The 25051-nt window shown below is 48.6% G+C and carries 23 protein-coding genes; 10 read left to right on the top strand and 13 right to left on the bottom strand.

What is annotated here, in order from left to right; translation table 11 throughout:
- Positions 1 to 58: 58 nt before the first annotated feature.
- The 3 genes from DMR_RS14415 to DMR_RS14405 are packed head-to-tail and all read right to left on the bottom strand — an operon-like array spanning position 59 to position 924.
- Positions 59 to 436, bottom strand: a complete 378-nt coding sequence (locus tag DMR_RS14415; protein WP_015861665.1) for a DUF6573 family protein — start codon at positions 434 to 436, stop codon at positions 59 to 61.
- A 29-nt stretch (positions 437 to 465) separates the two neighbouring features.
- Positions 466 to 663: a hypothetical protein gene (locus tag DMR_RS14410; RefSeq protein ID WP_015861664.1), complete on the bottom strand. Its 198-nt coding sequence runs from the start codon at positions 661 to 663 to the stop codon at positions 466 to 468.
- Positions 664 to 666: 3 nt separating this feature from the next.
- A complete protein-coding gene (locus DMR_RS14405) occupies positions 667 to 924 on the bottom strand; it encodes a hypothetical protein (protein ID WP_015861663.1) in 258 nt (85 codons plus the stop codon).
- A 500-nt stretch (positions 925 to 1424) separates the two neighbouring features.
- On the opposite strand from DMR_RS14405, the gene DMR_RS14400 reads away from it, so the two are divergent.
- The gene (locus DMR_RS14400; RefSeq protein WP_015861661.1) at positions 1425 to 1748 is read left to right on the top strand and encodes a hypothetical protein; all 324 of its coding nucleotides are present in this window, start codon (positions 1425 to 1427) and stop codon (positions 1746 to 1748) included.
- 152 nt (positions 1749 to 1900) lie between these two features.
- Positions 1901 to 3256, top strand: a complete 1356-nt coding sequence (locus tag DMR_RS14395) for a transposase (RefSeq protein WP_015861392.1) — start codon at positions 1901 to 1903, stop codon at positions 3254 to 3256.
- Positions 3257 to 3291: 35 nt separating this feature from the next.
- Here DMR_RS14395 and DMR_RS24540 read toward each other — a convergent pair whose 3' ends face one another.
- The 3 genes from DMR_RS24540 to DMR_RS23485 are packed head-to-tail and all read right to left on the bottom strand — an operon-like array spanning position 3292 to position 5616.
- Positions 3292 to 3993 (bottom strand): hypothetical protein, encoded by a 702-nt coding sequence (locus tag DMR_RS24540; RefSeq protein WP_015861660.1) that lies wholly within the window; start codon positions 3991 to 3993, stop codon positions 3292 to 3294.
- A gap of 60 nt (positions 3994 to 4053) precedes the next feature.
- Positions 4054 to 4593, bottom strand: a complete 540-nt coding sequence (locus DMR_RS23490) for a 3'-5' exonuclease (protein ID WP_015861659.1) — start codon at positions 4591 to 4593, stop codon at positions 4054 to 4056.
- A gap of 24 nt (positions 4594 to 4617) precedes the next feature.
- Positions 4618 to 5616, bottom strand: a complete 999-nt coding sequence (locus tag DMR_RS23485; RefSeq protein WP_158304252.1) for a helix-turn-helix transcriptional regulator — start codon at positions 5614 to 5616, stop codon at positions 4618 to 4620.
- A 302-nt stretch (positions 5617 to 5918) separates the two neighbouring features.
- Between DMR_RS23485 and DMR_RS14390 the strand changes: the two genes are divergently transcribed.
- From DMR_RS14390 to DMR_RS24530, 5 genes are all read left to right on the top strand, one after another.
- Complete coding sequence (locus DMR_RS14390) at positions 5919 to 6248, top strand: hypothetical protein (protein ID WP_015861657.1); 330 nt, start codon at positions 5919 to 5921, stop codon at positions 6246 to 6248.
- Positions 6249 to 6257: 9 nt separating this feature from the next.
- A complete protein-coding gene (locus DMR_RS14385; RefSeq protein ID WP_043600741.1) occupies positions 6258 to 6548 on the top strand; it encodes a DUF6915 family protein in 291 nt (96 codons plus the stop codon).
- A 131-nt stretch (positions 6549 to 6679) separates the two neighbouring features.
- Positions 6680 to 6997, top strand: a complete 318-nt coding sequence (locus DMR_RS24535) for a hypothetical protein (protein WP_015861654.1) — start codon at positions 6680 to 6682, stop codon at positions 6995 to 6997.
- Between the two features lie 144 nt (positions 6998 to 7141).
- Entirely contained in the window at positions 7142 to 7927 is a 786-nt protein-coding gene (locus DMR_RS14380; protein ID WP_148208445.1) for a hypothetical protein, read from the top strand.
- 309 nt (positions 7928 to 8236) lie between these two features.
- Positions 8237 to 8884 (top strand): hypothetical protein, encoded by a 648-nt coding sequence (locus tag DMR_RS24530; RefSeq protein WP_015861652.1) that lies wholly within the window; start codon positions 8237 to 8239, stop codon positions 8882 to 8884.
- A 405-nt stretch (positions 8885 to 9289) separates the two neighbouring features.
- On the opposite strand, the gene DMR_RS14375 is transcribed toward DMR_RS24530, so the two are convergent.
- From DMR_RS14375 to DMR_RS25390, 5 genes are all read right to left on the bottom strand, one after another.
- A complete protein-coding gene (locus tag DMR_RS14375; RefSeq protein WP_232502802.1) occupies positions 9290 to 11161 on the bottom strand; it encodes a tyrosine-protein phosphatase in 1872 nt (623 codons plus the stop codon).
- 327 nt (positions 11162 to 11488) lie between these two features.
- Complete coding sequence (locus tag DMR_RS14370; protein ID WP_015861650.1) at positions 11489 to 13222, bottom strand: TIGR03768 family metallophosphoesterase; 1734 nt, start codon at positions 13220 to 13222, stop codon at positions 11489 to 11491.
- A gap of 94 nt (positions 13223 to 13316) precedes the next feature.
- Positions 13317 to 15266, bottom strand: a complete 1950-nt coding sequence (locus DMR_RS14365; protein WP_043600735.1) for an autotransporter outer membrane beta-barrel domain-containing protein — start codon at positions 15264 to 15266, stop codon at positions 13317 to 13319.
- Positions 15267 to 16104: 838 nt separating this feature from the next.
- A complete protein-coding gene (locus tag DMR_RS24525; RefSeq protein WP_015861648.1) occupies positions 16105 to 16818 on the bottom strand; it encodes a hypothetical protein in 714 nt (237 codons plus the stop codon).
- Between the two features lie 717 nt (positions 16819 to 17535).
- Positions 17536 to 18192 carry a J domain-containing protein gene (locus tag DMR_RS25390; RefSeq protein ID WP_158304251.1) on the bottom strand — a complete coding sequence of 219 codons (657 nt, stop codon included), beginning with the start codon at positions 18190 to 18192 and terminating at the stop codon, positions 17536 to 17538.
- Positions 18193 to 18976: 784 nt separating this feature from the next.
- Between DMR_RS25390 and DMR_RS23475 the strand changes: the two genes are divergently transcribed.
- The 3 genes from DMR_RS23475 (at position 18977) to DMR_RS14350 (ending at position 21492) form a co-directional block, all read left to right on the top strand.
- Complete coding sequence (locus DMR_RS23475; protein WP_015861646.1) at positions 18977 to 20053, top strand: GGDEF domain-containing protein; 1077 nt, start codon at positions 18977 to 18979, stop codon at positions 20051 to 20053.
- Positions 20054 to 20119: 66 nt separating this feature from the next.
- Positions 20120 to 20524, top strand: a complete 405-nt coding sequence (locus tag DMR_RS14355) for a bacteriohemerythrin (protein WP_015861645.1) — start codon at positions 20120 to 20122, stop codon at positions 20522 to 20524.
- Positions 20525 to 21174: 650 nt separating this feature from the next.
- On the top strand, positions 21175 to 21492 hold the full coding sequence (locus DMR_RS14350) for a hypothetical protein (protein WP_015861644.1): 318 nt from the start codon (positions 21175 to 21177) through the stop codon (positions 21490 to 21492).
- Between the two features lie 60 nt (positions 21493 to 21552).
- On the opposite strand, the gene DMR_RS23470 is transcribed toward DMR_RS14350, so the two are convergent.
- Positions 21553 to 21954, bottom strand: coding sequence for a response regulator (locus DMR_RS23470; RefSeq protein ID WP_015861643.1), 402 nt, complete (start codon positions 21952 to 21954; stop codon positions 21553 to 21555).
- Positions 21955 to 21980: 26 nt separating this feature from the next.
- Complete coding sequence (locus DMR_RS23465; RefSeq protein ID WP_015861642.1) at positions 21981 to 24947, bottom strand: ATP-binding protein; 2967 nt, start codon at positions 24945 to 24947, stop codon at positions 21981 to 21983.
- Positions 24948 to 25051: the final 104 nt, after the last annotated feature.

Below are 25051 nucleotides of genomic sequence, written 5' to 3'. Positions count from 1 at the left end.
TTCGTCTGAAATTAGTGCGTGTCGTTACAAACAGTTTGTCATGTAGTTTCAGGTAGTTTTAATCGTCCTCGGGCAGCATGATCGTCATGACCGGCTCGCCTTGGTCACCAGGGCCGATGACCGCCACGACATGGGCCGTGTCCCACCGCCCCGGTGCCATGAGGAAAAGGACGTCGAATTCGGCGCGGTCGCTATCCTTGATAGCCTTAGCAGCGAGCAGGGTGCGAAAGAGCAAGTCGTGAAGCCGGCCCTCGACGGACTGCCCTTCGCCTTCCAGCCCGGCCGGCGGTACCACATAGCTATTATATAGATGGTCGGTGACCACCGCGTGCACCTTGAAGCCCACCTCGGCGGCTTGGGCGGTGACGTCGATTAGGACGCCGTCGGCGATGGCCTGGGCGCGGGTGTAGCTGTAAATGATCGGCCAGTCGTCCATGAGAGTTCTCCTTCGGGGCAAGTTCTCGATTACTCGTAGAACTTCGGGTCGTTCTTGGTGACCTTTAGGTCGTTGAACCGTCCACGTACGTTCCTTTCTTCTTTCTTGATTGCATTTCGAACATTGTCCCTTCCGACAATGGCACCGCCACCATGAGTGATCACCTTGATGACGCCGCCAGCTACAGCACCCAAAGCGATTCCGGCGATAAATTCCAAAATGATCATGTTCTATTCCTCCGTTGAAGTTGATGACTTGCCAGGACTCCGGTCGTCGTTCCTGGCTATTGCGACCATCTGGTCGAGGTGTTCCCGAAAGCTTGTCGCGAGATGGGTGCCAATTTCAGCCCATCGGCGCACAAAGACGCCCTGCACGCCAGCATCCGCCGCGCCCATGACGTCGAACAGCTGCTCGATCGGCCGAAACCGTTGGACGATTTCCTCGACCAGTTCGAGTGCCTTGTCGTTGGATTCTGCTTCGGTCGGCATGTTCACCTCGTGGGCCAGGAATCGGACCCGGAAAAGGTATCCTGGGCCATGGGGCCGGTCACGGGGCGGCAGCGAAAACGGGCATTGGGCCGGGGCGGGGTCACCCTGCGTTTTGAGGGAGCGGGTGGGGATTTGGCCCTGGTCCCTTGGGAATGGCCCAGGGAGGGGAGGAGGGTGCGAGCCTGGGGGATGTCTGGGGCAGGGGCTGGGCCAGGGGAGGGGTGTAAAATACAATGATATTTTAGTGTATTATGCGATCAAATGAGCTGATTTTTGTTGAGTGCTATAAATCTAGAACAAGTGGATTTTGGAAAGATATTGATGCCTTTGTGGTTGGTCGTGCGCAATATAAATATGAAGCTGAATGTCCTGTCAGGGTAAATGCGGAATTTCATCTTGCTGAGCATCTTGGGGGCGAATTATTGCCTAGAAGTTGACAAGAAGAGAAACTTGGGTAATGTCTCCTTAGGTCGTTAAAATAAAATTAAGGAGATAAACCTATGCCTCCGGCATCGAAATTCGACGCGATGAAACTTCGCACCATGATCACCGAAGGGAAAACCGCTCAGCAGATCATTGATGCTTTCGAGATTGATAAGGTGACGTTGAAAGCCCATCTCTTGAAGTTGATGCAGATGGACGAGAAGTTTTATAAGATCGAAGGTATGGGGGACAGAGCCGTTTCTGGAAATGCCAAGTTCGGGACCACGGGGCTTCGTCTGTCCCCGACCCTCATGTCTAACTATGGGTTCAGCCAGGGTGATGAATTCAAGGTGTCGTGTCTGGAAGAGGGCAAAATCGTGCTGGAGAAGAAGTCAAGTTAGTGCGAATTTTCAGGTAGTTATGCTGAAAGGCCCACGTCGTCCAGGAAAATTGGTTGGCGTGGGCTTTGTTAAAAAAATTTCTTTTAACAGCGTGTTGAAAAACTCCGCCAAGTGACCGAGAATCCAGCCATCGCGGTTCCGGAGGTGATCTGATGGGGCTTGGCCGTCAGGGTGATCAGCAGGGGACGATGTATCTGGCCTGGGATGAGATTCCTCGGTCTCGTGGGCACGCTTTTTACGATCGTCTCCAGCAGACTCTCCGGAAAGCCGCCTTCGATGGTTTCGCCGAGAAGCTGTGCAAGCCCTTCTATTCCGACAAGGGGCGTCCCTCCATTCCGCCTGGCCGGTATTTTCGGATGCACCTCGTGGGGTATTTCGAGGGCATCGACAGCGAGCGCGGCATTGAGTGGCGCTGCGCCGATTCGCTTTCCCTCCGGGATTTTCTCCAGCTTTCGCCCAAGGAGTCTGTGCCGGATCATTCCTCGCTCAGTCGGACACGGTCCCGTCTGCCGCTGGCGACCCACCAAGAGGTTTTCACCTGGGTTCTCAAGCTGCTCAGCAAGGATGGCTTGGTCCTTGGAGGCCGCATTGGCGTGGACGCTTCGACCATGGAGGCCAACGCGGCGCTCAAAACCATCGTGCGCCGGGACACGGGTGAGAGCTACCGCAAGATGCTCCTGCGCATGGCTAAGGAGAGCGGCATCGACTCTCCGACGGATGAGGATCTGGCTCGCATGGACCGCAAGCGCGTCGGCAAGACGCTTTCGAACAAGGACTGGCAGTCGCAGGTCGATCCCGAGGCGAAGATCGCCAAGATGAAGGATGGCCGAACGCATCTGGCGTACAAGCCGGAGCACGCGGTGGACCTGGACACCGGCGCGGTCGTGGCGGTCGAGGTGCATGAAGCGGACAAGGGGGACACTTCGACTCTGCAAAAGACGCTGAAAGCCGCTCAAGAAAGTTTGCGACGGGTCACTTCCACACCGCCATGCCCGGACGATCCTGCGGAACTGGTCGCGGACAAGGGCTATTTCTCCCGGGATGTCCTCAAAGACCTGGACGGAGGGCCATGGCGGACGAGAATCGCCGAACCCAAGCGCAACGGCCTGAACTCCTGGCGTGGCGATCATGAGGCGCGGCGCGCCGTGTACAACAACCGAATCCGGATATCGTCGATGGTCGGGAAGGCCATGGGAAAACAGCGGACGGAACTGGTCGAAAGAAGCTTCGAGCATACGCTGGACCGGTCTGGCGGTATGCGCCGGGTCTGGCTCCGGGGACGGGAGAACATCCAGAAACGGTATCTGCTCCATGTGGCCGGTTTCAATCTCGGCCTGCTGATGCGGGTCAAGACCGGCCATGGCACCCCCAGGGGCTGGGCCAGTGCCTGGCTTGCGCTCATTTGGCCCAATCAGCATCCCTCAATGGCCTATTTGGCCATCGTCATGGTGGTCGAAGGACGATGCTGTGGAATCATGCCCATCGCCGTCATCTGCGGGGGAGAATAGCCGGAAACAGCTTTTTGCAACGGCCTGTTAAGTGTTTATTCGGTACACTTAATAATTTTAGCATAGACCCCGATCGCAGGATGGTATTCACTTGATTTGAGGTACTTATAAGGCCCAGAATATTTACCATTTAAGTAGCAAGTTGAATACCAGTCTGGAACTAGTGCATTTAGGATGCTGGCACTGCACTGGTCTATGTTCTTGGGTGATAGTTCTCTTTTTTGTTTTTTGACTGCTGATTCTGATATGTAAAATGGCATTACCATTAATGAAATGAGCATGGCTTGCTGGGATATATTCCATCCTTCTCGTAAAGCTTTTGCAGATGTTTTTAGTTGGGTAATGGCCGTCTCCCATTTTTTTATTGAGTGTGAGTTTATTTCTTGCGAAAAATAAGAAAAGAAACTGTGCTTGACTTCGATAAAAAAACTAGTGTTGCGATATGTAGCCCAAAAGTCAACAAATCCAGGGGATGATTTGCTTTTTTTGAAAATTGAACTTCGTGTAATTGGTACTTCACCCATGAAAGCTGGGGTAGTTTTCTGAATAGCAGAACCAAGCAACGGCAGCAGTTGCTTTTCTTTGAAACAAAGAGGAAGTTCCTCGGTGATGTCGCAATACTCTTTTGAGTTTAAGAGTAGATTTTTTGTCATTTTTTCTAAAAAATCTTTAGTAGTTCTTATTCCTGGGCCATCTCCAATATTTGATTTGTAGACCACGTCGCCGAAACTTTCCATATATTCTCCTTGTTTTAGTTGTTGAGTCGAGAGCATCACGTCGTTGAAGCATGCCAATAGTCACCTGTTAGTGTTGTAGTGTCGTCGAAGCTGTGAGTCTTGTTGTGGCAAATATTTTTCATCTCGTACAAGAAGTGTGAATAAGTCTAAACAAACTTCGGCGTCGTATAGAGCTTCGTGAAGTTGAGATTGTTTGACAACAATCCCTCTCAATCTTGCAGCATCCGCTAATTTGCCGCCGCAAAGTTTCATGGTACATATCCACGGAATCTGGAGATTGGCGAAGCTACTATCAAACTTAGCATTGTGGGCAACTGCGAACACAGCTTCGCTAGCAAAATTAGTTAACCCGTGATCGTCCTTAAAGTAGGCGGGGTATTCGGCACTTGTTCGTAGCCTTTCTATTTTCTTTGCAGAGAGGCCATTAACAGCTTGTGCATGCGGATTCCACTTTTCAACTGGATGATAGTGTCGCACGAATGTATCGAGCCTGTCTACTTTTTTGAGGTTCCAATCGACATCTATTTTTATAGCGGCAACAGATAGAACAGAAGATCGATAAAATCCATTTGTTTCAAAATCTATAACTAACCCAGTCATGTAGTTAGCTCCAGAACGGTTTGTTTAGTTGTAAAGTAGTGTCGTTAGTTTTAGCTCTTCTGCGACTCGTTCTTTAAGAGCTTTAGGCTTTATAAGTTTTGCTTCTTTTCCGAAGCTTAAGACCCATGCGATTAGTTCTGGCGCGCTTTGAACCATGAATTTTAATAAGATGCTGCCGTCTTTGTAGCTTTTAATTGTTTGGTGGTCACTCCATATTCTTTCTTTGATATAATGTGCAACCTGCGGAGTGAATTTAATCAAGACTGGAAATGGTTCACCTTCCATAAAGCCAAAGGCTTGTTGTTTCTGGTCGTTTTCTCGAGTTTCGAAATGATGTTTGCGGTTTAATATCGTTGCATCGTTGATCCTATGAATAGAAAATGTTGTTTGGTGCAGTATCTCTTGGTCCGTCTCATTGTTAAGGGAAAAACCCTCGGCATAAAGGGATTCATGGTAAGAAATGATTTTCATCGGAGCGAAACAATGACTTTTGGGTTCTGAGCGATGCGGTGACTGGTAAATAATTTCACAAACATTTTTTTCGCGAATGGCATGTAGGATTGTTTCAATAATATCTTGGTAAGGTGTGTAGTCGATAGCTCCTTTAACTGAGACATCGTAAATCGAGTCGAGGGCATCCGCTCTGTTTGCCATATTGGGGAGAAGAGCGGTTGTTTTATTAAGAGCGCTTTCCACCTCCTCAGAGATTCCTTTCGGCAAAAGATGCCAAACGAGTTCCTTGCACATCCCCAGCAATTGAATTTCTCTGGGGGAAAGTGACACGTGCGGACGCGGGGATGACTCTATTTGGAACCATTTCTGGCGGTCTTCCTTCCAGACTCTAAGCTGAATGTCACGCGTGCGGGCCAGCTCCTCGGTAATTCTGCTAGCGGTCTGTTTCGAACATTCAAGCATTTCAGCAATTTGTCCAAGTGAAAATTGGCGTCCGGTGAAAAGTAATATGCTGAAAAGGTTCAGGATTTTTTGTGAAGGTGATGAATATTGGTCTTTTTTGGGCGGCATTTGCGCAACCATCTGTTTTTAAACAATAAAATATTTCTTTAAAAGTACCGAATTATGGAACGGTCCGCAACTACTATCCCGCCCATGGCTGACAGGGAGGGCTAGATGGTGACGTCAGGTGATGAAAAGAGGGATAGTCGGTTTGAGTTTTGCAGCAGCTGTAGTTATTGGAACACAGGTTCATCGTTGACCATTGAAGGAATCGAGTTGCGTTTTTGTATGTTGGTTGAAAAGGCACGCTGTGCTTATGATTTCAAGTGTGAGATGGTAAAAGCTTTAACCAGTAATGTCTAGGGAGAAATATGGATATTTTTAAAAACAACATTGCGGATGTCTACACTTTTTGGATCGATAGGGATGAGCGTGCTGGCCTTTATTATCCATCTGCTGTGGATTCAATCGTAGTCAATCCGAAGGAACACACCCTGCGTGTCGAACTTCGTGGCAATGATGAAGAATTTCAAGTCGTCTTCAAAAAGGAAAATTCAAAATGGTTCTACAAGTCGGATGCATACGAAGACGGCGATGAGGAGGAGTGGTTTGCGATTGACTGCTTCGTCGGCAATGGGGAGTTTGTGTTTGTTCGGTCTGATGATTATGAGCAGATTTATTTCCATGTGGTTTTTGAATAGGTAATTTGCATGGCTACCTTCGAAAAGCATTGTGAGGCTTCTCAGAGAGAGTTTGGGAATCCATACCCAGAGATACATCGTTGGCTTGATGAATTTCATGGTGTCGAACCCTATATGACCCGGCATCGGAAACTCAGGCACCATGCGGCTGGAGTCAAGCAGGCGATAGAAATTTTTGGAGACTATGCCGAGAAGGTAGCCATGCAGCATATCATCATAGATCTCAAAGAAGAGGGTTGGACAGAATCTGATCGCTTCCCTTTGGACAAATTTGATTATGAAAGTATGGGCTTGTGGTAACGACATTATTCTTTAGAAGATATTTATTGAGTTGTTTGTTTTGGTGTGGTCTTTGGTTGTTTTGCGTCTTGTGTTCGTTGTGTTCTGTGGTAAAAAAATGAATAACCAAATTGTCTGAATGGAGAAGTGGCATGTCAAAAGTTACTGCGACACTTAAGCGATTGAAGATGGTTGTTGCTACATTGGAACAATTCAAGGACACTGAAGCTGTGGTGCCAGAAGATGGTTGTCTTTATCAAACATATAACGGAAGTCTTGTATATGTTTTTAAAGATTCGGATAAAGATATCTATGGTGTTGTGCTAAAAGGGGGGCATGGGATCAACCATAGCCGGGGTACAAACGCAGGGGAGACCTATTCCCTGGATGAGGACGGCTATTGCGAGCGGTACGAAGGGGAAGAACTTGTAATGAGTTTGGCTAGGAAACTAGATATTGCTTTACCATAGACAACCTTGCTGGGCCGGCATCGATCTGTTTATGTGCCACCCCGGATAAGCCGGGGTGGCTGACGTTGTGTCAATTTATTTGGAGTCAAAACAGTGAGACAACATTTTTGCGCACGTGTTTTTCTTGCCTATGCTGGAAATTATATGGATGAGTATGATAACATAATCGTCACTGAAGTTGCGCCTGTTCATAAAGAAAATAAGCATGCATATAACTGTTTGCCTAAAAGTGTTGGTTCTTGTTTGATTGATATGGAATGCTCGGATTGGAATTTTCTTGAAGGCAAGACGGTTGCTTCAAGCTTGCAGGTAGTCGAATATGTAAATGATGTCTTATTGTCAAAAATATCAAACATGAGTATGCTTTGTTTTGTTGTTGGATCAGAAGACCTGAATAGAATGGTGATGAACCAGCATGCCTTGACTTCTGATGGCGCGTTGTTTATGATAAGTGTCTTTGGTTTTAAGGATATGATGGTTAGTGCGTTGGATTGCTCTGGGCTGTTTGGAGAGAGTTTTGCAGGATTGACTTTCTATAATGATACTGACAATGATGCGGTGTCTCGAATTTTAGATACTATCGCACACGCTTTTTTGAGAAGGTCTTTGATTTGCGTTGATGTAGCTGATTTGAAGTCTGTCATGGGCGGCAAGCTTTCTGTCGGGGTGCGCTTCGAGTCGGGATTTAAAAACGCTGTTGCGAGTTTAGATGCTTTTGTGTTAAGACATGAAAATTTGATTCGACAAACGACAGGGCTGTTTGTTTTTTTAGTTTTAGATAAAAAAGTAGAGCTTGGCGTCGATTTCATTGATTCCATTGTGGAGCGTTTGAGGGCCTTTGTTAACCCAAGTGCTGCCATGTTTTTTTCGGTGGATTATATGCGTGAACAAGTTGATGAATTCAGCTGTGTGATGGTTGTGAATGTGTAGATATCGTTGGCAAGTTTCAATATCAGATGTTTTTTTCTGCCAACCATAGTTAGTGGCTTGACTTGTTTGTCTGATTGTAGAAAAATAGAATATTTCCGAATTTACTACTATGATCATTTCGGCGTAGACTATAGTGGTACAAGTTTTTGATGATATGCTCGCTATTATGCCCGAATGTTGGGAGATTCTTCTCCAGTAGCTTTCGACTGAAAAATGTTTTCGGTGTATCATGTATTGTCCTTGTGCTGTTGAATTGACTTCACTTGCTGTGGTATGGGCGCGATTAATTCGTATTTGTAGGGGGATTGTATGAATTCTATGGTTTCTTTATTGTCTCGGGTTAAGGATTTGGATAAGACTATTTTGGATTCATGCCTGCATGATTCTGAAATTGATAAATTATATAAAGGGTGTCAGGTTTTTTATGGTCCACTAATTAAGAAACCTGAAGTTCTTTTTGTTGGGCTTAATCCTGGCTCAGGGTATTATGGGGAACATGGATTGCGAGTCCAAAAATTTGATCCAGAAATAGAACTAGAATATATTAAAGGAAACTATTCTTTGGCTAGAGAAATTAAAGATGTTTTTAAGAAGGCACAAAAGTCTGAAAAATTAGATTGCTCGACAAAGATCAATCACTACTTCCTCGCAACTGATAATCAGCGCGATCTGTGGAAGCTTTTGGGCTTGATCAAGAATAATTTTCAATTAGATATTGACAGTGTTTCAAAGGAATGCGCTATGGTTATTGTTTCGGAATGCATGCCAAAGATCATTGTTTGTGAAGGAAAGAAAAGTTTTGAGTTGTTTGTGGATCGTTTTAATGTTCGCGTTGACAGTTGTAGTCTTTGGAAGGATGGTTGTGCTTCGACAGAATTTAACGGTGCAAAAGTTATTGGCTTTAAACGATTGTTTAGCAATATTGTTGACAAGGATTCGCTTTCATCCTTGCTGTAGTTTTTAGCTTTATAGTGTCGCTTTGCATTATGATCTAATATTTTTAAGCTCGGTTTGGTTCGATTTAAACCCTATTTATGTTTATATTGTTTCGGGAGTTGTCACGAAGCTTGCAATTTCTACTGGATAACGCTGAAATAGGTTCTCCAGCCCTGGATAACCGGGATTTTGGATAAACTCTGGAGAACCGGAAATGTCCCAGCGAGGATCGATTTTGTCCAAGGGGCGGTAGTTTTTCCTTTAAAAAATTACATGATTTCAATATGTTAAAAAATCAAGGGCGGCCTTCTAAGCAGATTGATGGTTTTGCAACTGCCTAACGTGCCAAAATAACACTGAATTCTTGAAAAAAATATGCCAGACCGCATCTTCCCAAAAGGCAGATTGCTGGGGGAGGCACACCTTTTAGAAGCTGTACCCCAAAGAGAATTGTCCGCTGACACCGGTGCTCCCCGCTCCGTCGCCGACTACGGCATTGATTCTGCCCTCCAGGGTGAGGGCATTGCGCTTGGCAACAACACCTAGGCCGGCAGTCATGAGATCGCGACTGTCAAAGGCCGACTTCTGGCTCACGGCGCAACCGTACCGCGTTCCCGTGCTTTCGACCTGGGGGTTGCCGAGGTAGCGCTCATACCTGAGCAGGACTGCGGGTGTTATGTTCCAGGTACCCAGTTGTTGCGGATCAAGTCTCGCTTCCAGGTCGAGCAGGAGGTTCGTGGCGGTGTTGTCGAGGCCATGGACGCCAAGCGCGACTTCGCTGCCGCTTTCCGTAAATCGGTTGAGGGTTTGACTCGTCACGCGAATTCCTATTTGGGGCGTAAACGTGAACGGCTCAAGACGAATGACGTCACCCAACCCGGCTAATCCACTTAAAAGGGCACCGTTGGTGTGTCCGCTGGCCGTCCCCAGGCCACCACCTAGGGGACGGCTGCTTTGGTAGTCGACCCAACCGCCATCTGCACGTCCGATGACGTACGGACCGGTTTCCAGACTTGAAAACCCGTAGCGCCCGCCGATTGTGGCCATGACCGTGTTCACCCTGGCGGTGGCTGCGGCGCTTTCGACGGTGCCGGCGGTATAGCCGAGGCCCAGACTGGCGCTGGCCCGCTCGCTTGGGCGGTAGGCCACGCCGATAAGCGTGCCGGCGCTGTGTTCCGTGCTCGGGGAAATGCCTGCCCGAGCCTGGGACCAGAAGCCGCTCCCCATCCCGGACAGCCACATCCGGGCTTGGCCTTCGGAAAGATCACGGCTGTTCGTATAGGGCGCGATGGCCGCATCGATCCAACGAGGCTGCCGCAACAGGTAGGATGCCGCATCGGCATGAACCTGGCCGCCAACCTGCCTCTGAACACCCCCGAGCGTCCCTGCGTCCACCGACGACTGCAGATAGTAATTATAGGCGGTATAATGGCCGGAAAGGGAGGAGTTCTGCAAGGTGTTTAAAAACGAGGCCCCGGAAACATCGTTTCCGGAAAAGGCGTTTTGTCCAGGCAACAGAGTGTAATTGACCATTTTCGCCCGCAACACATAGATGTCTTCCAGGCTGAGGCCCAGGCCCTGCATCAGGTAGCCGTACATGGAGCCATACGAAGTGTTCACCTGGTCGAGTGCCGCTTGGAGATAACTGGAATCGACACCGAGAAGCGTGGTCAGGTCCACGCCGCGCAGTTCCGGGATCGCCGCCACCAGGGCCGTCGCCTGGGCATCGATGGTTGCGGCCAGATAGGTGTTCGAGGCCAGATAGTCGTTCATGATGGTCGTCGACGGGACGCCGGCGATGCTCTCCAGGAGCGCCGCCGTCCACCCGGTGCGGTCCTTGCCCATGGAACAGTGGAAGAGATCGGGACCAGGGTCATGGGCCAGGGTGAGAAGGACCGTGCGAAAGCCTTCCCGCTCGACCGGATTGGTCACAAAAGTCTGGTAGCCGCTCTGGCCGACGCTGAGCAGGGACGCAAGCGTGGCGTTGGCCGGAATCATGGTGGGCAGAGTCGATGTGCCAATGACATTGATGTTGGTATAGACGGCTCCAGCCGGCACCACGTCGGGCGTCGTGCTGATTTCACCGGGGGTGCGCAGATCGATGTCCCGGCCGATGCGCAGCGACGAGAGGGTTGTCCAATCTGCGGTGCTCAGTTCCAGGACATTGGAACGATAAAAAACTCCGGTCCGCATCACGCCGAAGTTGCTGGTCAGGTTGGCGAAGCCGGTCCCGCCGGCACTGGCCGCGATTCCGGCAATATCCCTGAAGTTCTCAGCCGTGGTGAGGATCGGCGTCACAATTGCCTGCTGCGCCAAGGCCGTGGCCCAGGGCTGGCAGACAAGCAGGGCCAGGGCACAGACAACACGACGCAGCCCAGACAGCATTTTTGTAGAAGACACCGGTCTGCCTTATTTTCCCATGCTTTTGGCGTCACGCCACCCATACGCAAAGAATTCCTGCCTCGAAAACGCAGCGACCCAAACCATGCCTGTCCGCTTGCCCGTACAGGCAACGCCAGGGAAATATCTCCACGCCGCCCCTGGCCGAGCCGGTTCCCCGCAGCGCCTCCGGCAAATCCGGGCGCACCGCAAAGCCGGGACTGGCTTGTGACGCAGGCGTGGCGTTTAGGCCCCGGTTGTCGCCGGGGCCGTTTTTGCCGGGATCGGCGTGCCGTGTGTTTGCAGCTTCGCCTGCATCTCCGGGCTCAACCCCACGACCAGCTCCCCGTTGTACGATCCCGTGGGCAGATAGAGCATGGGGTTGGAGGAGATAGCCGGGTTCATGATGAGTTGCAGGGCTGCTATGGCATGGCCGCGCGACACGGCGGCCAGCGAGCCGTCCTCAAGCTGGGGACCGGCATTGATGGTCACGACGGAGACGGTGTCGTCGCTGTTGCGCACGATGTCGAAGGTGCGAAATTGCTGGGGGAAATCCCGCAACGAGGCGGTCTCGACCTGCCAGAAGCCGAGTTCCGGCCGCATCCGGTCCGGGGAGGGAAAAGCCGTGACCGTGTTGTAATGGCGGTGTCCGGCCAGCCACAGGAGGAGATTGGGATAGCTGTGCAGCTTGGCAAAAAGCGCTTCCTCCGAGACGTAGGCCTTGCCCCACCAGCTCATGAACGCGCCCGGCTTTTCCACGCCAATGGGGATGTGGGCGGCGATGATCATGAGTTTGCCCTCGGCCTGCCCCTTGTCCAGTTCGCCGACCAGCCAATCCCAGCGCTTCTGGTCCACGCTGCCGTGCCAGAGGAACTCCCGGCCGGAAAAGTCCTCGTTTTGTTGGGTATCGTCAAGGACGATCACCTTCAGCGGCACCTCCGACTTGGGCTCGAAGCTGTAGCAGGCAAAGTCTGCATCGACGTTGGCTTGGCTGAAGCCATGGCCGACCGGCTTTGAGGACGTCTTGAAAAATTCGCCCATCCATTCCTTGCGCGTCAGCGGCCGGCGGTCGGGGTCTGGGGCGACCTTGGGCGGGGCGGCGAATTCGGCCACCGGCCCGGAATCGATCACCGAGCCGTGCGGGGTGCTGCCGTCGATGGTCCCCATATAAAAGCCCCGGCTGTCCATGCCGTCGGCCAGGATGTTTCCCAGGTTGAGCACCGTATCGCCGAGGCAGGCCTGGCGCAAATAGTCGTCCACCGGGGCCGAGCCCAGCCAGAAATGATCGTGATTGCCGATGGCCTGGTACCAGGGGATCGACTTGTGAAGCCCGGCGGACTGGAAGGGTTTCTGGTAGTCGATGGCGTCGGCCCCGGCATGGGCGCCGCTGCTGGGGGTGATGGGCTTGCCGTCCAGGATGTCGACGTACCAGCGCAGTTCGTTGTAGAGGGTGCTGTTGCAGGCATCGCCCAGGGAGAGGCCGAAATCGAGGGGATCTTGGGTGTCGAGGGCATTAATGGTCCGCACGGCCGCGTCGAACACCTGGGTGGTGTACAGCATGACCGGGGAATAGGCCGAGGAGATATGTTTCGCGAGGCCGAGACAGATCAACTGGGCCGGCGATTCCTTGTCCGTCAGGTGGATGTCGCTGATGGTGAAAAAGCGGACCAGCCGCGCCTCCGGGGTCACGCCCTGACCGCTGTAGCCGGACGGCATAAGGTCCAGCCTCTTCTGGCAGGCCAGCCCCGGGCCATACTGCCAGACGCCATAGCCGTACCGCGCGAATTGGGCGATGTCCGTTGGCGGCAGGGCGGGCGACGCGACGGGCACGGGGACGGCAATCACCGTCCGCTCCAGGCTGGTCCAGGGAATCGTCGCGGCGGCCGCAGGATGCGGGCCCGGCATGGCGTATGCGCCGCAGGCAATACAGGCCGCGCCGGCGACACCGGTCTTCAGGAAGGCTCTTCTCGTCAAGGCCATGGTTTCTCCGGTGCGCCAGCACGATGAAAAGATCAAGCAGTCGCCGCTGCTGCGGCAGAGGCTCGCCGCGAGGGACAAACGACTCTCCAGCGCGTCAAAAGCTGACGCTTACGCCCACATCGCCACCGTAGCTGACGGTCTGCGCATTAAAGGCCATGGCCGAAGCCGAGCCCCGCACCATCACCCTTTCGCTGATCTTGTAGGAAGTGCCCACCGAGGCCGTGGCCCAATCCGATTTTACCGGGGCGGCGGCCATGGAGTAGGGCGCGGCCGTCGTCGACGTGAGCGCGGCCTTGACCTTGCGGTCGCTTTGGTCGACCAGCTCATGGTTCCATTTGGCTTCCACGAACGGCCGCCAGTCGCCCACGTCGACCGAGGCGCGCCAGCCGAGCTGGCTTATGGCCGAATCTCGTAACTGTTCGCCAAACGACAGGGCCGTGACGCCGTTGCTGCCGGTTAGTCCGCCGCTGGTCCCTGATTCGGCGAAACCTCTGATGCGCACCCGTTGCAGCACTAGGCCGGCCACCGGGCCGGTGGTGACCGGTCCCAGGCGGATGTCGCCGCCGGCACGAAGGGCCAGTGCCAGGGACGTTCCCGTGGTCGTGGCGCTGTTGCTGTCGGTAAAAAGGCCAAGCGTCACGTCGCGGGCGATCTTGTCCTGCTGCCAGCCGCAGGAAGCCACGACATTGCCCCAGACCGGTCCGGCCTGGTAGGCGGAATAGAGACTTATGGCCTGATCGTTCTGGTCGAAGTGGCCGCCGCCGATGGAGAAGTGCTGGGTCATGGTCCCGGCCGTGAAGGCCGCGCCGACGATGAGTCCGGACGGCATCTGGTAGTCCACGCCCGCCGAGCCCGTAAACGGCGTGCCGGAAACATCGGTCAGGCCGGAAAAATTCTTGAGCGTCAGGGCGCCGCCGCCGCCGCCGATCCAGATGTTGATGCCCGTGGGGCCGCGATGCTGTCCGGACAGGTCGATCTGGCCCTGGATGACGGCCGCGCGGGCCAGGCCGCCCTGGACCGGAGCCTCGGCCAAAAGGGACATGAGGCTCGGGGCCGTCAGCAGGCTCGCTTCGTAATCCGACTCTATCTGCTGGCCGGCCGTGGTGAAATGCACGCCGTTTGCACCGATGAAAAGGTTGGTCTGCAACTGGCTGGGGGTGACGTCGGCCCAACTGACGAGCAGCGGGGAAATCGACGGGGAGAGCGTATTGGACGACAGTACCGAGGAAGGAGTGAACCCGAACAGGGTGGGATTGAACACGACGAAGCGCATCAGACTGTCGATGTCGGCGGGAACATAACGCACGCCGAACGCGGTCAGGCTCGTCCAACGCATCATCCCATACGACCGGGAGGTCTGGTACAGGTCCATGTTTTCCGAGGCGATGGCCCCGCCCAGGCCGGCGAACACGGCATCGTTGTACGAATTGGGCACCAGGATGGTGCGCGCCCCGGCCGCTTGCAGGAGCGCCACGTTGGCAGCCTGGCCGATGGCCAGATCGGGCAGGAAGTTGGGGTTGGCGGCGGCCCAGGTCGACCCCATGTAGCGCAGGAACTGCAGGTCGTTGTCACCGGTTTTCACCACATAGAGGCCGTTGGGATTGGCTATGCCGCCAACGGAGGCCAGATAGTTCTGGATCTGCTGGTTGGTGGCCACGTTTGTGAGTGCGGACACGCCGGAAAGGGCCGGGGAGCTGTCGGAAGCGCGCAGTGGCGCGGAAAAGGCTCCGCCATTGGCGAAGTTGAATCCGCCGCCGCCAACAGGCCCGCCGTATTGGCCGAACCGTGCCGCCAGCATGGTGGAATTCATCACCCCGGGCCCGACGAACGCGCCGCTGGCTCCGCCCGCCACGGCGGCGGCGATCTCTGCATCTTGTGTCGCACTCCCCGTGGTGTTGTAGCGAAAATAGCCGCTGTCCAAAGTGCTGTCGCCAAAGCCGACGTATTGATTGAATAATCCAGTTGCGCCAGTCGGATTGGGCATGCCGAGAGCGGCAAAGGCAAGAAAGTTTGCGATCAGGACGAATTGTTTTATTTTGATCATAACACCGCTCTCGGGATCACTGCCTGGTAGTGATCTTTCTTTAGAGCCGTTTTTTGACGGCTGGTATTGTAATACAATTTGGAAGAAAAGATAACAAGCAAGTTGTAATGCAACAACAAGCATGACATTTTCAACAATCTGTCCGGCAAAGATTGTTGCTTTTAATACACTGCCCTGGGTTGGAAATCTAGCCCTTTGTTGGCCTTGGATGATGAGGATTCATTTTTTGGTGTCGATGTTGTAATTTGAATTATGAGGTGCGTTTCTTTCTAATCATATAGATGTGACTGTTCATTTATATACCGATTTCTCCTTGAACTCTCCGCATCGGATAGGGATTTGTCCCTATCGTGCCTGTTCCGCGAAGAGAAGTGTCAGGTGATTCCAGCAGTATGTACCGAGTCATAAATGGGTGATGGGGACTGAGCGAAAGTTCTCTACCGGATAACGCTGAAATAGGTTCTCCAACCCTGGATAACCGGGATTTTGGATAAGCTCTGGAGAACCGGGAATGTCCCAGTGAGGATCGATTTTGTCCAGGGGGCGGCAGTTTTTCTGTTGAAAAATTAAATGATTTCAATGTATTAAAAATTCAAGAGCGGCCTTCTAAGCAGATTGATGTTTTTGTAATTGCCTAACATGCTAAAATAACACTGAATTCTTGAAATAAATAGGGCAGGTCGCATCTTCCCAAAAGGCAGATTGCTGGGTGCGAGAGCTCCCCGACGCATCAGACCAGGAGCAGCCCACTAAGGCGGCTTGGCTCACCCCGAGGCAGATACTGAGAACGGCTGCATAGCACTCTTTTTTCAGACAGCCTAAATAGGTGAGAATTGCCTTAGTGCTGCAGGAATAGTGTGCAGGAAGGCCCACGTCGTCCTGTGAAGGAGAGGCGTGGCCTTTTATTTGTTTTACATGCTGGCGGATAGATGCCAGATAACGTTTCCATCTTAATGTTAATATTATTGTTGGCTGAAACTCTAATTAATAACGCCTCGACTACATCTATCAACTTGGTTTCAACCCGATATGCAGAGAAATATTTAGCAATATCATGTAAGTAGACGTATTTTTTCCGAATTTGTTTATTTGTTGTCAGGGCTTGGTTGCAATGGTGGTCCACGCACCACATGAACAAGTGCTTGCTTTCTTTGTTGAAGGCGGTCGTCATTTCTTTGTATAACACTTGTTGTTTTGTTTTTCCTACATATATGAGTTTGCCATATGAGTCGTAAAATGTATATACGCCTTTGTGCTTTTCAAGCTCTTGGATAATTACGTTGTTTTGTGGGTCATTTTTGTTTAAAAAACGAAGATTTGAATCTCCAACACAATTGATGGGGTGAAACTCTATAATTGATTTAATGCAGTTCTCTGCGTAATTTTTAAGACTACAATTCAAGATATTTGCTATGGAAGTATGTGGAATATTTTCTGTGTTCTTCCATTGTGAAAAATTAGCTTGAGAAATATTTAGTTTTGTGGCCAATTCATTTTCGTTCTTTGCATTGAAATGTTTTTTTAAGTACGTCAAGAATGATTTGATATTCATGTAGACACCTAGATATTTGGTTTTTTGAAAAGTATCAATTCTTGCTAGTTTTGTAAAGATTGTTTATTGATCAGATGGATTAGCCTAGGGTTCTCTTGGACACCAACTTGGCGGTATGAGTCTGGCTTGCAATGGACCAGGGTCAGGAGGGGGCGAAGTTCTCTACCGAATAACGCTGAAATAGGTTCTCCAGCCCTGGATAACCGGGATTTTGGATAAACTCTGGAGAAACGGAAATGTCCCCGCGAGGATCGATTTTGTCCAAGGGGCGGCAGTATTTCTGCTAAAAAATCAAATAATTTCAGTATATTAAAAATTCAAGGGCGGCCTTCTAAGCAGACGGCCGCAGGTTCGAGTCCTGCTGGGCGCACCAGAATTAATTCAAGGGGTTAGGTCGTATTTGGCCTGGCCCCTTTTATCATGTGGATAACCGGGCTGGATAACATCTTGGCCAACCCTACAGGATAACGTGGGAATTTTGGATAACATTTGGGCAGACGTTGGCCCGTGTACGGGCAGACGGCTGGGGAGATGGCCCGGATTTGCGGGTTTTTCTGGTCGGGCTGTGTTGCGCGGGTAAAATTTTGGGCAGACGGTCCCCATTTTGGTACTGAGCATGCCAGTGAGGTGTCCTCTCAACCTCGCTGGCGTTGATGTCTGATAGGCTCCCAGGTTCACCTTCGTCGACGTGTGAAAAACAGCTCGTCGTCTGCGACTTTATTTCTTCATAATGTCATAGGCAACATTGATGAGCTTTGCTTTTTCCAGAAACTCGGCTTCCGTGGCTTTGTTTATAGAGCTTGCCTTGTCTGGGTGGGTTTTTTTTATCATTTTAATGTATGATCGTTTTATTTCTCTTGGAGAGGCCCGTAAATTAACACCGAGAATCGAACACGCCCACTTTTTGTCATGCGATATGTCTCGATGATCTGCCGTTCTCGAGGCTTTTTGTTGGTTGTTATCTTTCTGTTCATGGTTATGTGTTTCCGTTCGTTCTTTTTTTTCTTGTCGTTTTCTTTGAGCACGTTGCCAAGATTCATTAAGAAATTCATTGTGCTTTTGACGTTGACGTCGAGCGGCTTCCCGCTGTAAATAGGCATTGCTTTGATCCTCAAGATTCTTTCTGATCTGTTCTTCGTGATCCATTTTAACTCGATCTTGAAAGTTGTGTGAAGATGTTTGTGCAGCTTCTTCACGAAGAGTTTCTTCTTGACGGTTCTTGCGTTTGCAAATCATGATATACAAATAAACAATAGTTGCAGCGCAGCCCGTAGCGAGGCCAGTCGCGATAAAAATTGGCGAACTGCTGAACCTTCTGGTAAGGTCTGCCATTGTTTCAGGCTGTGGGCTGGGGTTGGGCTTTGGATGTGTCATGGACGTCTGTTCACTGTCGCGGCGTTGGTCCGGTGTTTCCCCAGAGGGAATGACTGCGGGGGGGATGTGTTTCTGGACCGGTTGTTCTGTCTCTGACGCAACAGCATTTCTCCTGCCGTCCTGCCTTGGTTCGGATGCTGGTGATCCGGGAAAACCCCAGCCCAAGTTTGGAGGGGGCATGCCGGGCGTCTGTGGCAATGGGCCTGGCGGTCTTCTCCAGCCATCCTGCCCAAGTCTGGGGGGAGGTTCGGGCGGTCGGCGATCAGGCGATCCACGACCCGGGGGAGGAGGTGGTGGCATGCCGGGCCTATGTGGCCATGGCCCAGGTGGCCTGCCTCTGTCGTCTTGCCCTAATCTTGGTGGAGGGTTGGGTTGAGGACCTTTTGGTCTCGCGGGATACGCATCGGGTGGCGGCCACCGCTGGGCCAGAAGACCTGAGTTCTCCTTTATTTCTGAAGCATAGACCTTGCCAACCGTCATCCACGTGCCGAGGAGGGCAAGGAGCATGAGTAACGGCAGCATTATTTGATATTTCAAAGCCATATCTATCTCGCCTGCTGGCGATCGTGAAGGACGTCACACCCAATACCGAGTAACTGCGTATTTTAAAAAATACAAAAAAAATGTTTCCATGAAAAGCAGTAAGTGGATTGCACGGGGTTCCCCGAGACAACCAACCCTGGCAGTCTCGGTGAGTTCGGTATTGCCAGATGCAGTACTTGTGTCGGCGGTGCTATTGGGTTAGAGATTTAAGTTAATGTCAAAACGTTCCTAAAGGAAACTTATGTCAAACGACTGTCCCAGCGATTCTTGCGCGATAAAAAAATTATGTTCTGAGATGCACAAGATTGGATGCGGGAGTAAGCCTTCCTGGCTCGCCGTAGTTCTTTTTGTCAGGAATTTGGTTGGAAACTTCTCGATATTTACTGATGAACAAAAATCAGCAATACAAAGAACAGTATTTAGTCGTTTATCTAGAAAAGATTCTTCGGATAATAATTTTGATCAAATTATCGATGACCTTGAAATGTTTATAGCAAGTAACCAGGTTACTGTCAGTGCTGAAGATGAGCTTGAGTCTCAAAAAAATATTACATCATCGCTTGCAATGGTGGTCAATGAATTCATAAGCGAATCATTGTCTTCAGAGCAAGAACGGGGAAAGTTGCTAAGTACCTTCGGGCGGGAGACATTGGAGGTACTTTCCGAAGCTGATGACCTCGAAGCTTTGAGGCCAAAGCTGAAAGTTCTACTGAAAAGCATGTTGTTGCATTATAAGGAAAAAGCAAAGGACTGGGAAAGAAAAGCACGATTCCTTGAGCAAACGGTTAATGTTGACCCGCTTTTAGCTCCACTTCATAATCGTCGGTATCTTGAGTCTTACCTTCGGAATGCTATCGAACAAAATCAAGTAGATAACAGTCCTCTTTCTGTCTTGATGCTTGACATTGATAATTTTAAAGAAGTCAATGACACATATGGTCATCAAGTTGGTGACGATGTCTTGAGGACTTTAGCGAAAATTATCAGTGCACATTCTGAAAAATATGGGTGGTTTGCCGCTCGGTATGGTGGAGACGAACTGGTTGTTGTGTGTGCTGTTTCTGTTGATGAAGCATTACTGCATTCTGATGCAATACGTTTGGCTGTTCAAAATTATGAATTCAAGCCAAGAATTAACGGAAAGCTGGCAGATGGATCGATTCGATTTACGGTGTCTATTGGGGTCGCTGGGTATCAGTTGGGTATGTCGTCGGATGAACTTCTGAATTGTGCGGATAAGGCTATGTACGATGTAAAAGGTACTGGGAAGAATAATGTTGCTCAGTTTGGCGTTATAAGTGTTGAGCCGGAATGGTGAGAGGATGTGTCAATTTTTCCGTGTGCACATTAATTTGGGCTGTATGGCTAAAGTTTAGGAGCGCTGATGCCAATTGCGCAGTGGGATGACTACCTTTCTGTTGGTCACAGCAAAATAGACAGTCAGCATGAGAGACTTTTTGTTTACATTAATAAACTTCAGGATTCTATAGAAAAAGAATATGTCCTTGGTGATCTTCGTGTGTTGCTGGTTGATTTATATAGATATGCTAGGTATCATTTTTCTGAAGAAGAGTCTCTGATGCGATCTTCGGGTTACCCTATGCTTAATGAACACATTTCTAGTCATAATGACTTTCTTGTGAGCGTCGATAGGTTTATTGTTGACGAACGTTTAGATTCGATGTCTTTGCGGGTTGATGTGATTACTTTTTTAGTGACTTGGATTATGAATCATATCCCATATGTCGATCAAAACTTTTTTATGTATCTTAAGTCTCAGGAAATTTGAATTTGATAATGAAAATAGGGAGTAGACCAAATGGCCCACTCCCCTGCCAAAATTATCTCTTAGGCGTTCAAGCTCGGCAACTTGGCGATGGTGCGACGCTTCTCGTCACCGAGCAGGTGGTAATACTGGTTCGCGGTCATGTGTACCGACGAATGCCCCATGAGCTTGCTTACCGCCGATAAGATAGCCGGGGCCAGGATCCAGGTCACGGGCCGAAGGAGGAAAACAGGCTTTGGGCCGGGACGGGGGCGCCCTGCGATTTTGGGGAGTAGGCGGGATTTGGCCCTGGCCCCCTGGAAACGGCCCAGGACGGGGAGGAGGAAGCTAACCTGGGGGCTGTCCGGGGCAGGGGCTTGGTCAGAGGAGGGGTATAAAATACAATGATATTTTAGTATGTTATGCGGTCAAATGAGCTGATTTTTTGTTGGGTGCTATAAATCTAGAACAAGTGGATTTTGGAAAGATATTGATGCCTTTGTGGTTGGTCGTGCGCAATATAAATATGAAGCTGAATGTCCTGTCAGGGTAAATGCAGAATGTCATCTTGCCTGAGCATCTTTGGGGAGAATTATTGCCCTAGAAGTTGACAAGAAGAGGAACTTGGGTAATGTCTCCTTAAATCATTAAAACAAAATTAAGGAGATTAACCTATGCCCCCGGCATCGAAATTCGACGCGATGAAACTTCGCACCATGATCACCGAAGGGAAAACCGCTCAGCAGATCATTGACGCTTTCGGTATCAATAAGAACAATCTTAAAGCCCATCTGCTAAAGCTGATGGATCAGGATGGAATGTACTATAAAGTCGAGGGGATGAATACTCGGACCGTTTCGGGTGCAGTCAAGTTCTCGAAGAACGGTCTCCGCCTGTCTCCGGTGCTGCTGGCGAACTATGGGTTTAGCCAGGGTGATGAGTTCAAGGTCTCTTGCTTGGAAGAGGGGCGGATCGTTTTGGAAAAGAAGTAGTAACTAGAAAATTTCATTGTAAGCCCCTTCTCGTTCTTGTCCGTGGGGAGGGGCTTGCCATTATTTAGTTGCGCTTTTGGGCAACAGCAGTTCGTCTATGCACTCCAGTAGTTGAGCATGCTCGATGGGTTTTTGTACTACTCGGTCGACGCCCGCTCTGAATATCTTTTCTAAATTTTGTGCGCGGTGATCAATGGCAGTGATTATAATGATCGGTGGGTAGTCACCGTCCGTGCTGTTGGATATAAACCGCATTTTTCTTGCTGTTTCAGCGCCATCAATCCCGGGCATGACAAGATCCATTATTACCAAGTCGAATTTATTTTTTGCATATACTTCCAGTGCTTCATCGCCGTCCTTTGCTGGATGAACCACATGCCCCTGTTTGCTGAGAAAACGGCAAAGTGCAACTCTGTTAATAACGTCATCTTCGACGAGAAGAATTGTTCTTGTGATGTTCATTTATTAAGTGTAGTCTGAAATGCTTGTTAATTTTTTTCGTTGTGCGGATAAATCACTGCCTCGTCAGCTCTTTGGCGGTTAGCGTTCGCGAGAGTCTGGTTGATGACATTGTTGAGGTCTTCGATTATTAATGGTTTTGATAGATATCCATTCATTCCGCTCTGTAAAAAAAATTCACGATCACCATCCATTGCGTGAGCTGTTATAGCGATGATTGGAATTTTAGAAAAAATTTCGTTAGAATTTCTTATTACTAAAGTAGTTTCAACTCCATCTAAGTTTGGCATTTGTATGTCCATTAGTATTAAGTCGAAGTGTTCAGATTTTAAAATTTCAATGGCTTCTTTTTCGTCGTTTACGCATTTTGAAAAATGGCCAATTTTTTTGATAAAGCTCGATGTTGTTAGTTGATTTATAGGGTCATCTTCTGCGATAAGTATCTTTAATTTTGTTGAATTTATTTCCGGTAACGCATAGTTTTTGTTGGTGTTGTCTAAAATAGGTGGTTCGCTAGTTTGAAACGGAATGGCAATGCAAGTAGTCGTCCCTTTGTCAATGTTGCTCTCTACAGTTATTGTTCCTCCCATCGCAATAAGTAACTTTTTAACGATTGAAAGTCCCAGGCCAACTCCACCATATTTACGAGTCAATGAACCATCAGCCTGTGTAAATGGAACAAAAATTTCATCTAGTTTGTCTTCAGGAATGCCTATGCCAGTATCTGATACCTCAATAAATAGATATATGGTCTGGCGTTGAATTAAAGAATCAATGTTAATGAATATACGTCCGCTTGAGGTGAATTTAATTGAATTGCCAAAAATATTAAAAATAATTTGTCTCAATCGACCAGAATCTCCGTAAACAATTTCTGGAATATTTTTTTCTATGGAAGTTGATAGCTCGATTTCTTTCGAAGATAATTCTGTTATGAAAGTGTTGATAACTTCTTCGGTGAGGTGGCTGATGTTGAAGCCGTGGTTTTCTAAAGTGATATTTCCGTGCTCAATTCTAGATAAGTCCAGAATGTCGGAAATTAAACGTGTTAAGTTTCTGCAAGAACTTAACGCAATGTCTATATATTCGCTTTGTTCATGATCCGTGTCTGTTGACTCAAGCAATTGTAGCATTCCCATGATTCCGTTTAGTGGAGTTCTTATTTCGTGACTCATGTTTGCGAGAAATTCAGATTTTGCTTTATTTGAAGATTCAGCGGCTCTTTTTGCATTTTCAAGTTCAAACTCCTCTTGCTTACGAGACGATATGTCCATGAACATTACTGCGATTTGGTTTGAAAAAATTCTAAAACAAAGAATTTCATAAGTTCCTGAGATGTTGACGTCTTCATATCCGATTTGCTCTGTATGCCAAGTCTTTCCCGTTTTCAATACTTCTAAATATTGATCCGAGATATTGGTTTCTTCAAGCATTGGAAAAGCGTCGTTAAGTTTTTTTCCAATCAATTGTGAATGATTTATGCCAAGTATTAAATCTGCAGCTTGATTTGCTCCAGTGAGTACAAGTTCGCGTTCAAAGAGTTCGTAGATATGTATGCCTATCGGTGTCTCCTGTATGATGGATCGTAGCGTCTCTTCGCTTTTGACAAGAGCTTGCTCGGCTTTTTTTTGATCGAGAATCTTGGAAACAGAGTCCATTAGTAGTGTTAATTGGTAAACATCAGTGCTAGAGTAATCAGATTCTTTGTTTCCCATGCCGACGACAAGAACAATCTTGTTTTCTTTGAATACTGGAATTGTCATAAATGATTTTAAAAATGCATGGCCAGGAGGTAACCCTTTTTTTAAAGGGTGCTCTTCTTGGAAATTATTGAGGATTATGGGCTTGCGTTGTCGGACAGCCTCTCCCCAGATGCCTGTTTTATCTAATTCATAACAAACTTGCGGAGAAGTGATGCTGCACTCATGCATAACGTCTTTTGACCAAGTGTTTAAAATAAAAACCTGTCTGTCCTCATTGTAACGATATATATATCCTATTTTACTTTCAGTAATTTTTATGGCTTCATCGAGCGCAAAGTCCAAAAAATCCTGTGCAGAAGTGAATTGATGTTGAAGAATATTTACAATAGAAAGTAGTCTCATCTCGTTTCGAAGAATTTGTTCTTCGTATTTTTTACGGTCAGTTATATTGACAAAAGTTACAATTACCTGAAGTAGTTCATTGTTTTGGTCAAATTCAGGAAAAGCATTGACTAAAACCCAAACTAAGTCTTTGTGAAGATGACGATTTATTCCTAAAATTAAATTTCGCACTGGAGAACGGGTTTTGATAACCTGAGATACTGGGTATTCTGCGAAGGACATTTTTGTTCCATCTTCATGAATAAAACACCACTCTGGGTCTAGTGCATTTTTGCCTTTAAGTTGGGGTATTGAAAGCCCAAGTAACTGAGAAGCTTGGTCGTTGGCGACAATAATTCTGGAATCTGGAGCGTGTACAACTACTCCTGCATGAAGATTTTGGATGAGGTCATGATTTTTCTTTTCACTTTCTTGTAAAGCTTTTTGTGTCATTTTACGTTCTGTATGGTTAACGTAAATGCTCATTCCTCCTATGCAGATATTGTTTGTGTCATAAAGCGGGAAAATGTTAGCTATGATATTGAGGTCGTTCCCGTGTCTATCTTTGGTGGGAACTTCAAGGTCGCGATAAACTATTCCTTGACAAAGAGTTTGGCTCATAAAAGTTATATGCTTTGGGTCGTTGTAAAAAACTTCAGCCAAAGTTTTTCCATAAGTTTCTTCAATAGGTCCAGAAATTTTGAGCATCTCTAGAGATGCTGAATTAGTTTGAACAATACGCTCTGAATTATCGACTAGAAAGTAAGGCATTGGAAGACAATTCAAGACAGTGTTAAACAAGCTTTTGTCTTGCATAACTGTCTTGCTAAGAGTCTCAATCTCTTTAGATGTAGGGTGGTTGATTTCTTTAGAATGTGACATTATATACCTTGGATGCTTTGCGGTGATCACATCGCGTTGTGGTTGTTGGGTGTTTTTTGTGAATAAGTCATTTTTTATGGTTAGTGTCGAAATAATTGTTTTGAAGTATTGAGCTTATTGGCTAGCCTCAATAT

The organism is Solidesulfovibrio magneticus RS-1, from assembly GCF_000010665.1.
GTDB classification, from domain to species: Bacteria; Desulfobacterota; Desulfovibrionia; order Desulfovibrionales; family Desulfovibrionaceae; genus Solidesulfovibrio; species Solidesulfovibrio magneticus.
The sequence above is the reverse complement of the archived record's forward strand: the minus strand, read 5'-3'. Positions and strand labels throughout refer to the sequence as shown.

Bases quoted from the DNA above. Each gene is read 5' to 3' on its own strand.
- DMR_RS14415 (WP_015861665.1), bottom strand. From the start codon at position 436: ATGGACGACTGGCCGATCATTTACAGCTACACCCGCGCCCAGGCCATC.
- DMR_RS14410 (WP_015861664.1), bottom strand. From the start codon at position 663: ATGATCATTTTGGAATTTATCGCCGGAATCGCTTTGGGTGCTGTAGCT.
- DMR_RS14405 (WP_015861663.1), bottom strand. From the start codon at position 924: ATGCCGACCGAAGCAGAATCCAACGACAAGGCACTCGAACTGGTCGAG.
- DMR_RS14400 (WP_015861661.1), top strand. From the start codon at position 1,425: ATGCCTCCGGCATCGAAATTCGACGCGATGAAACTTCGCACCATGATC.
- DMR_RS14395 (WP_015861392.1), top strand. From the start codon at position 1,901: ATGGGGCTTGGCCGTCAGGGTGATCAGCAGGGGACGATGTATCTGGCC.
- DMR_RS24540 (WP_015861660.1), bottom strand. From the start codon at position 3,993: ATGGAAAGTTTCGGCGACGTGGTCTACAAATCAAATATTGGAGATGGC.
- DMR_RS23490 (WP_015861659.1), bottom strand. From the start codon at position 4,593: ATGACTGGGTTAGTTATAGATTTTGAAACAAATGGATTTTATCGATCT.
- DMR_RS23485 (WP_158304252.1), bottom strand. From the start codon at position 5,616: ATGCCGCCCAAAAAAGACCAATATTCATCACCTTCACAAAAAATCCTG.
- DMR_RS14390 (WP_015861657.1), top strand. From the start codon at position 5,919: ATGGATATTTTTAAAAACAACATTGCGGATGTCTACACTTTTTGGATC.
- DMR_RS14385 (WP_043600741.1), top strand. From the start codon at position 6,258: ATGGCTACCTTCGAAAAGCATTGTGAGGCTTCTCAGAGAGAGTTTGGG.
- DMR_RS24535 (WP_015861654.1), top strand. From the start codon at position 6,680: ATGTCAAAAGTTACTGCGACACTTAAGCGATTGAAGATGGTTGTTGCT.
- DMR_RS14380 (WP_148208445.1), top strand. From the start codon at position 7,142: ATGGATGAGTATGATAACATAATCGTCACTGAAGTTGCGCCTGTTCAT.
- DMR_RS24530 (WP_015861652.1), top strand. From the start codon at position 8,237: ATGAATTCTATGGTTTCTTTATTGTCTCGGGTTAAGGATTTGGATAAG.
- DMR_RS14370 (WP_015861650.1), bottom strand. From the start codon at position 13,222: ATGGCCTTGACGAGAAGAGCCTTCCTGAAGACCGGTGTCGCCGGCGCG.
- DMR_RS14365 (WP_043600735.1), bottom strand. From the start codon at position 15,266: ATGATCAAAATAAAACAATTCGTCCTGATCGCAAACTTTCTTGCCTTT.
- DMR_RS24525 (WP_015861648.1), bottom strand. From the start codon at position 16,818: ATGAATATCAAATCATTCTTGACGTACTTAAAAAAACATTTCAATGCA.
- DMR_RS25390 (WP_158304251.1), bottom strand. From the start codon at position 18,192: ATGACACATCCAAAGCCCAACCCCAGCCCACAGCCTGAAACAATGGCA.
- DMR_RS23475 (WP_015861646.1), top strand. From the start codon at position 18,977: ATGTCAAACGACTGTCCCAGCGATTCTTGCGCGATAAAAAAATTATGT.
- DMR_RS14355 (WP_015861645.1), top strand. From the start codon at position 20,120: ATGCCAATTGCGCAGTGGGATGACTACCTTTCTGTTGGTCACAGCAAA.
- DMR_RS14350 (WP_015861644.1), top strand. From the start codon at position 21,175: ATGCCCCCGGCATCGAAATTCGACGCGATGAAACTTCGCACCATGATC.
- DMR_RS23470 (WP_015861643.1), bottom strand. From the start codon at position 21,954: ATGAACATCACAAGAACAATTCTTCTCGTCGAAGATGACGTTATTAAC.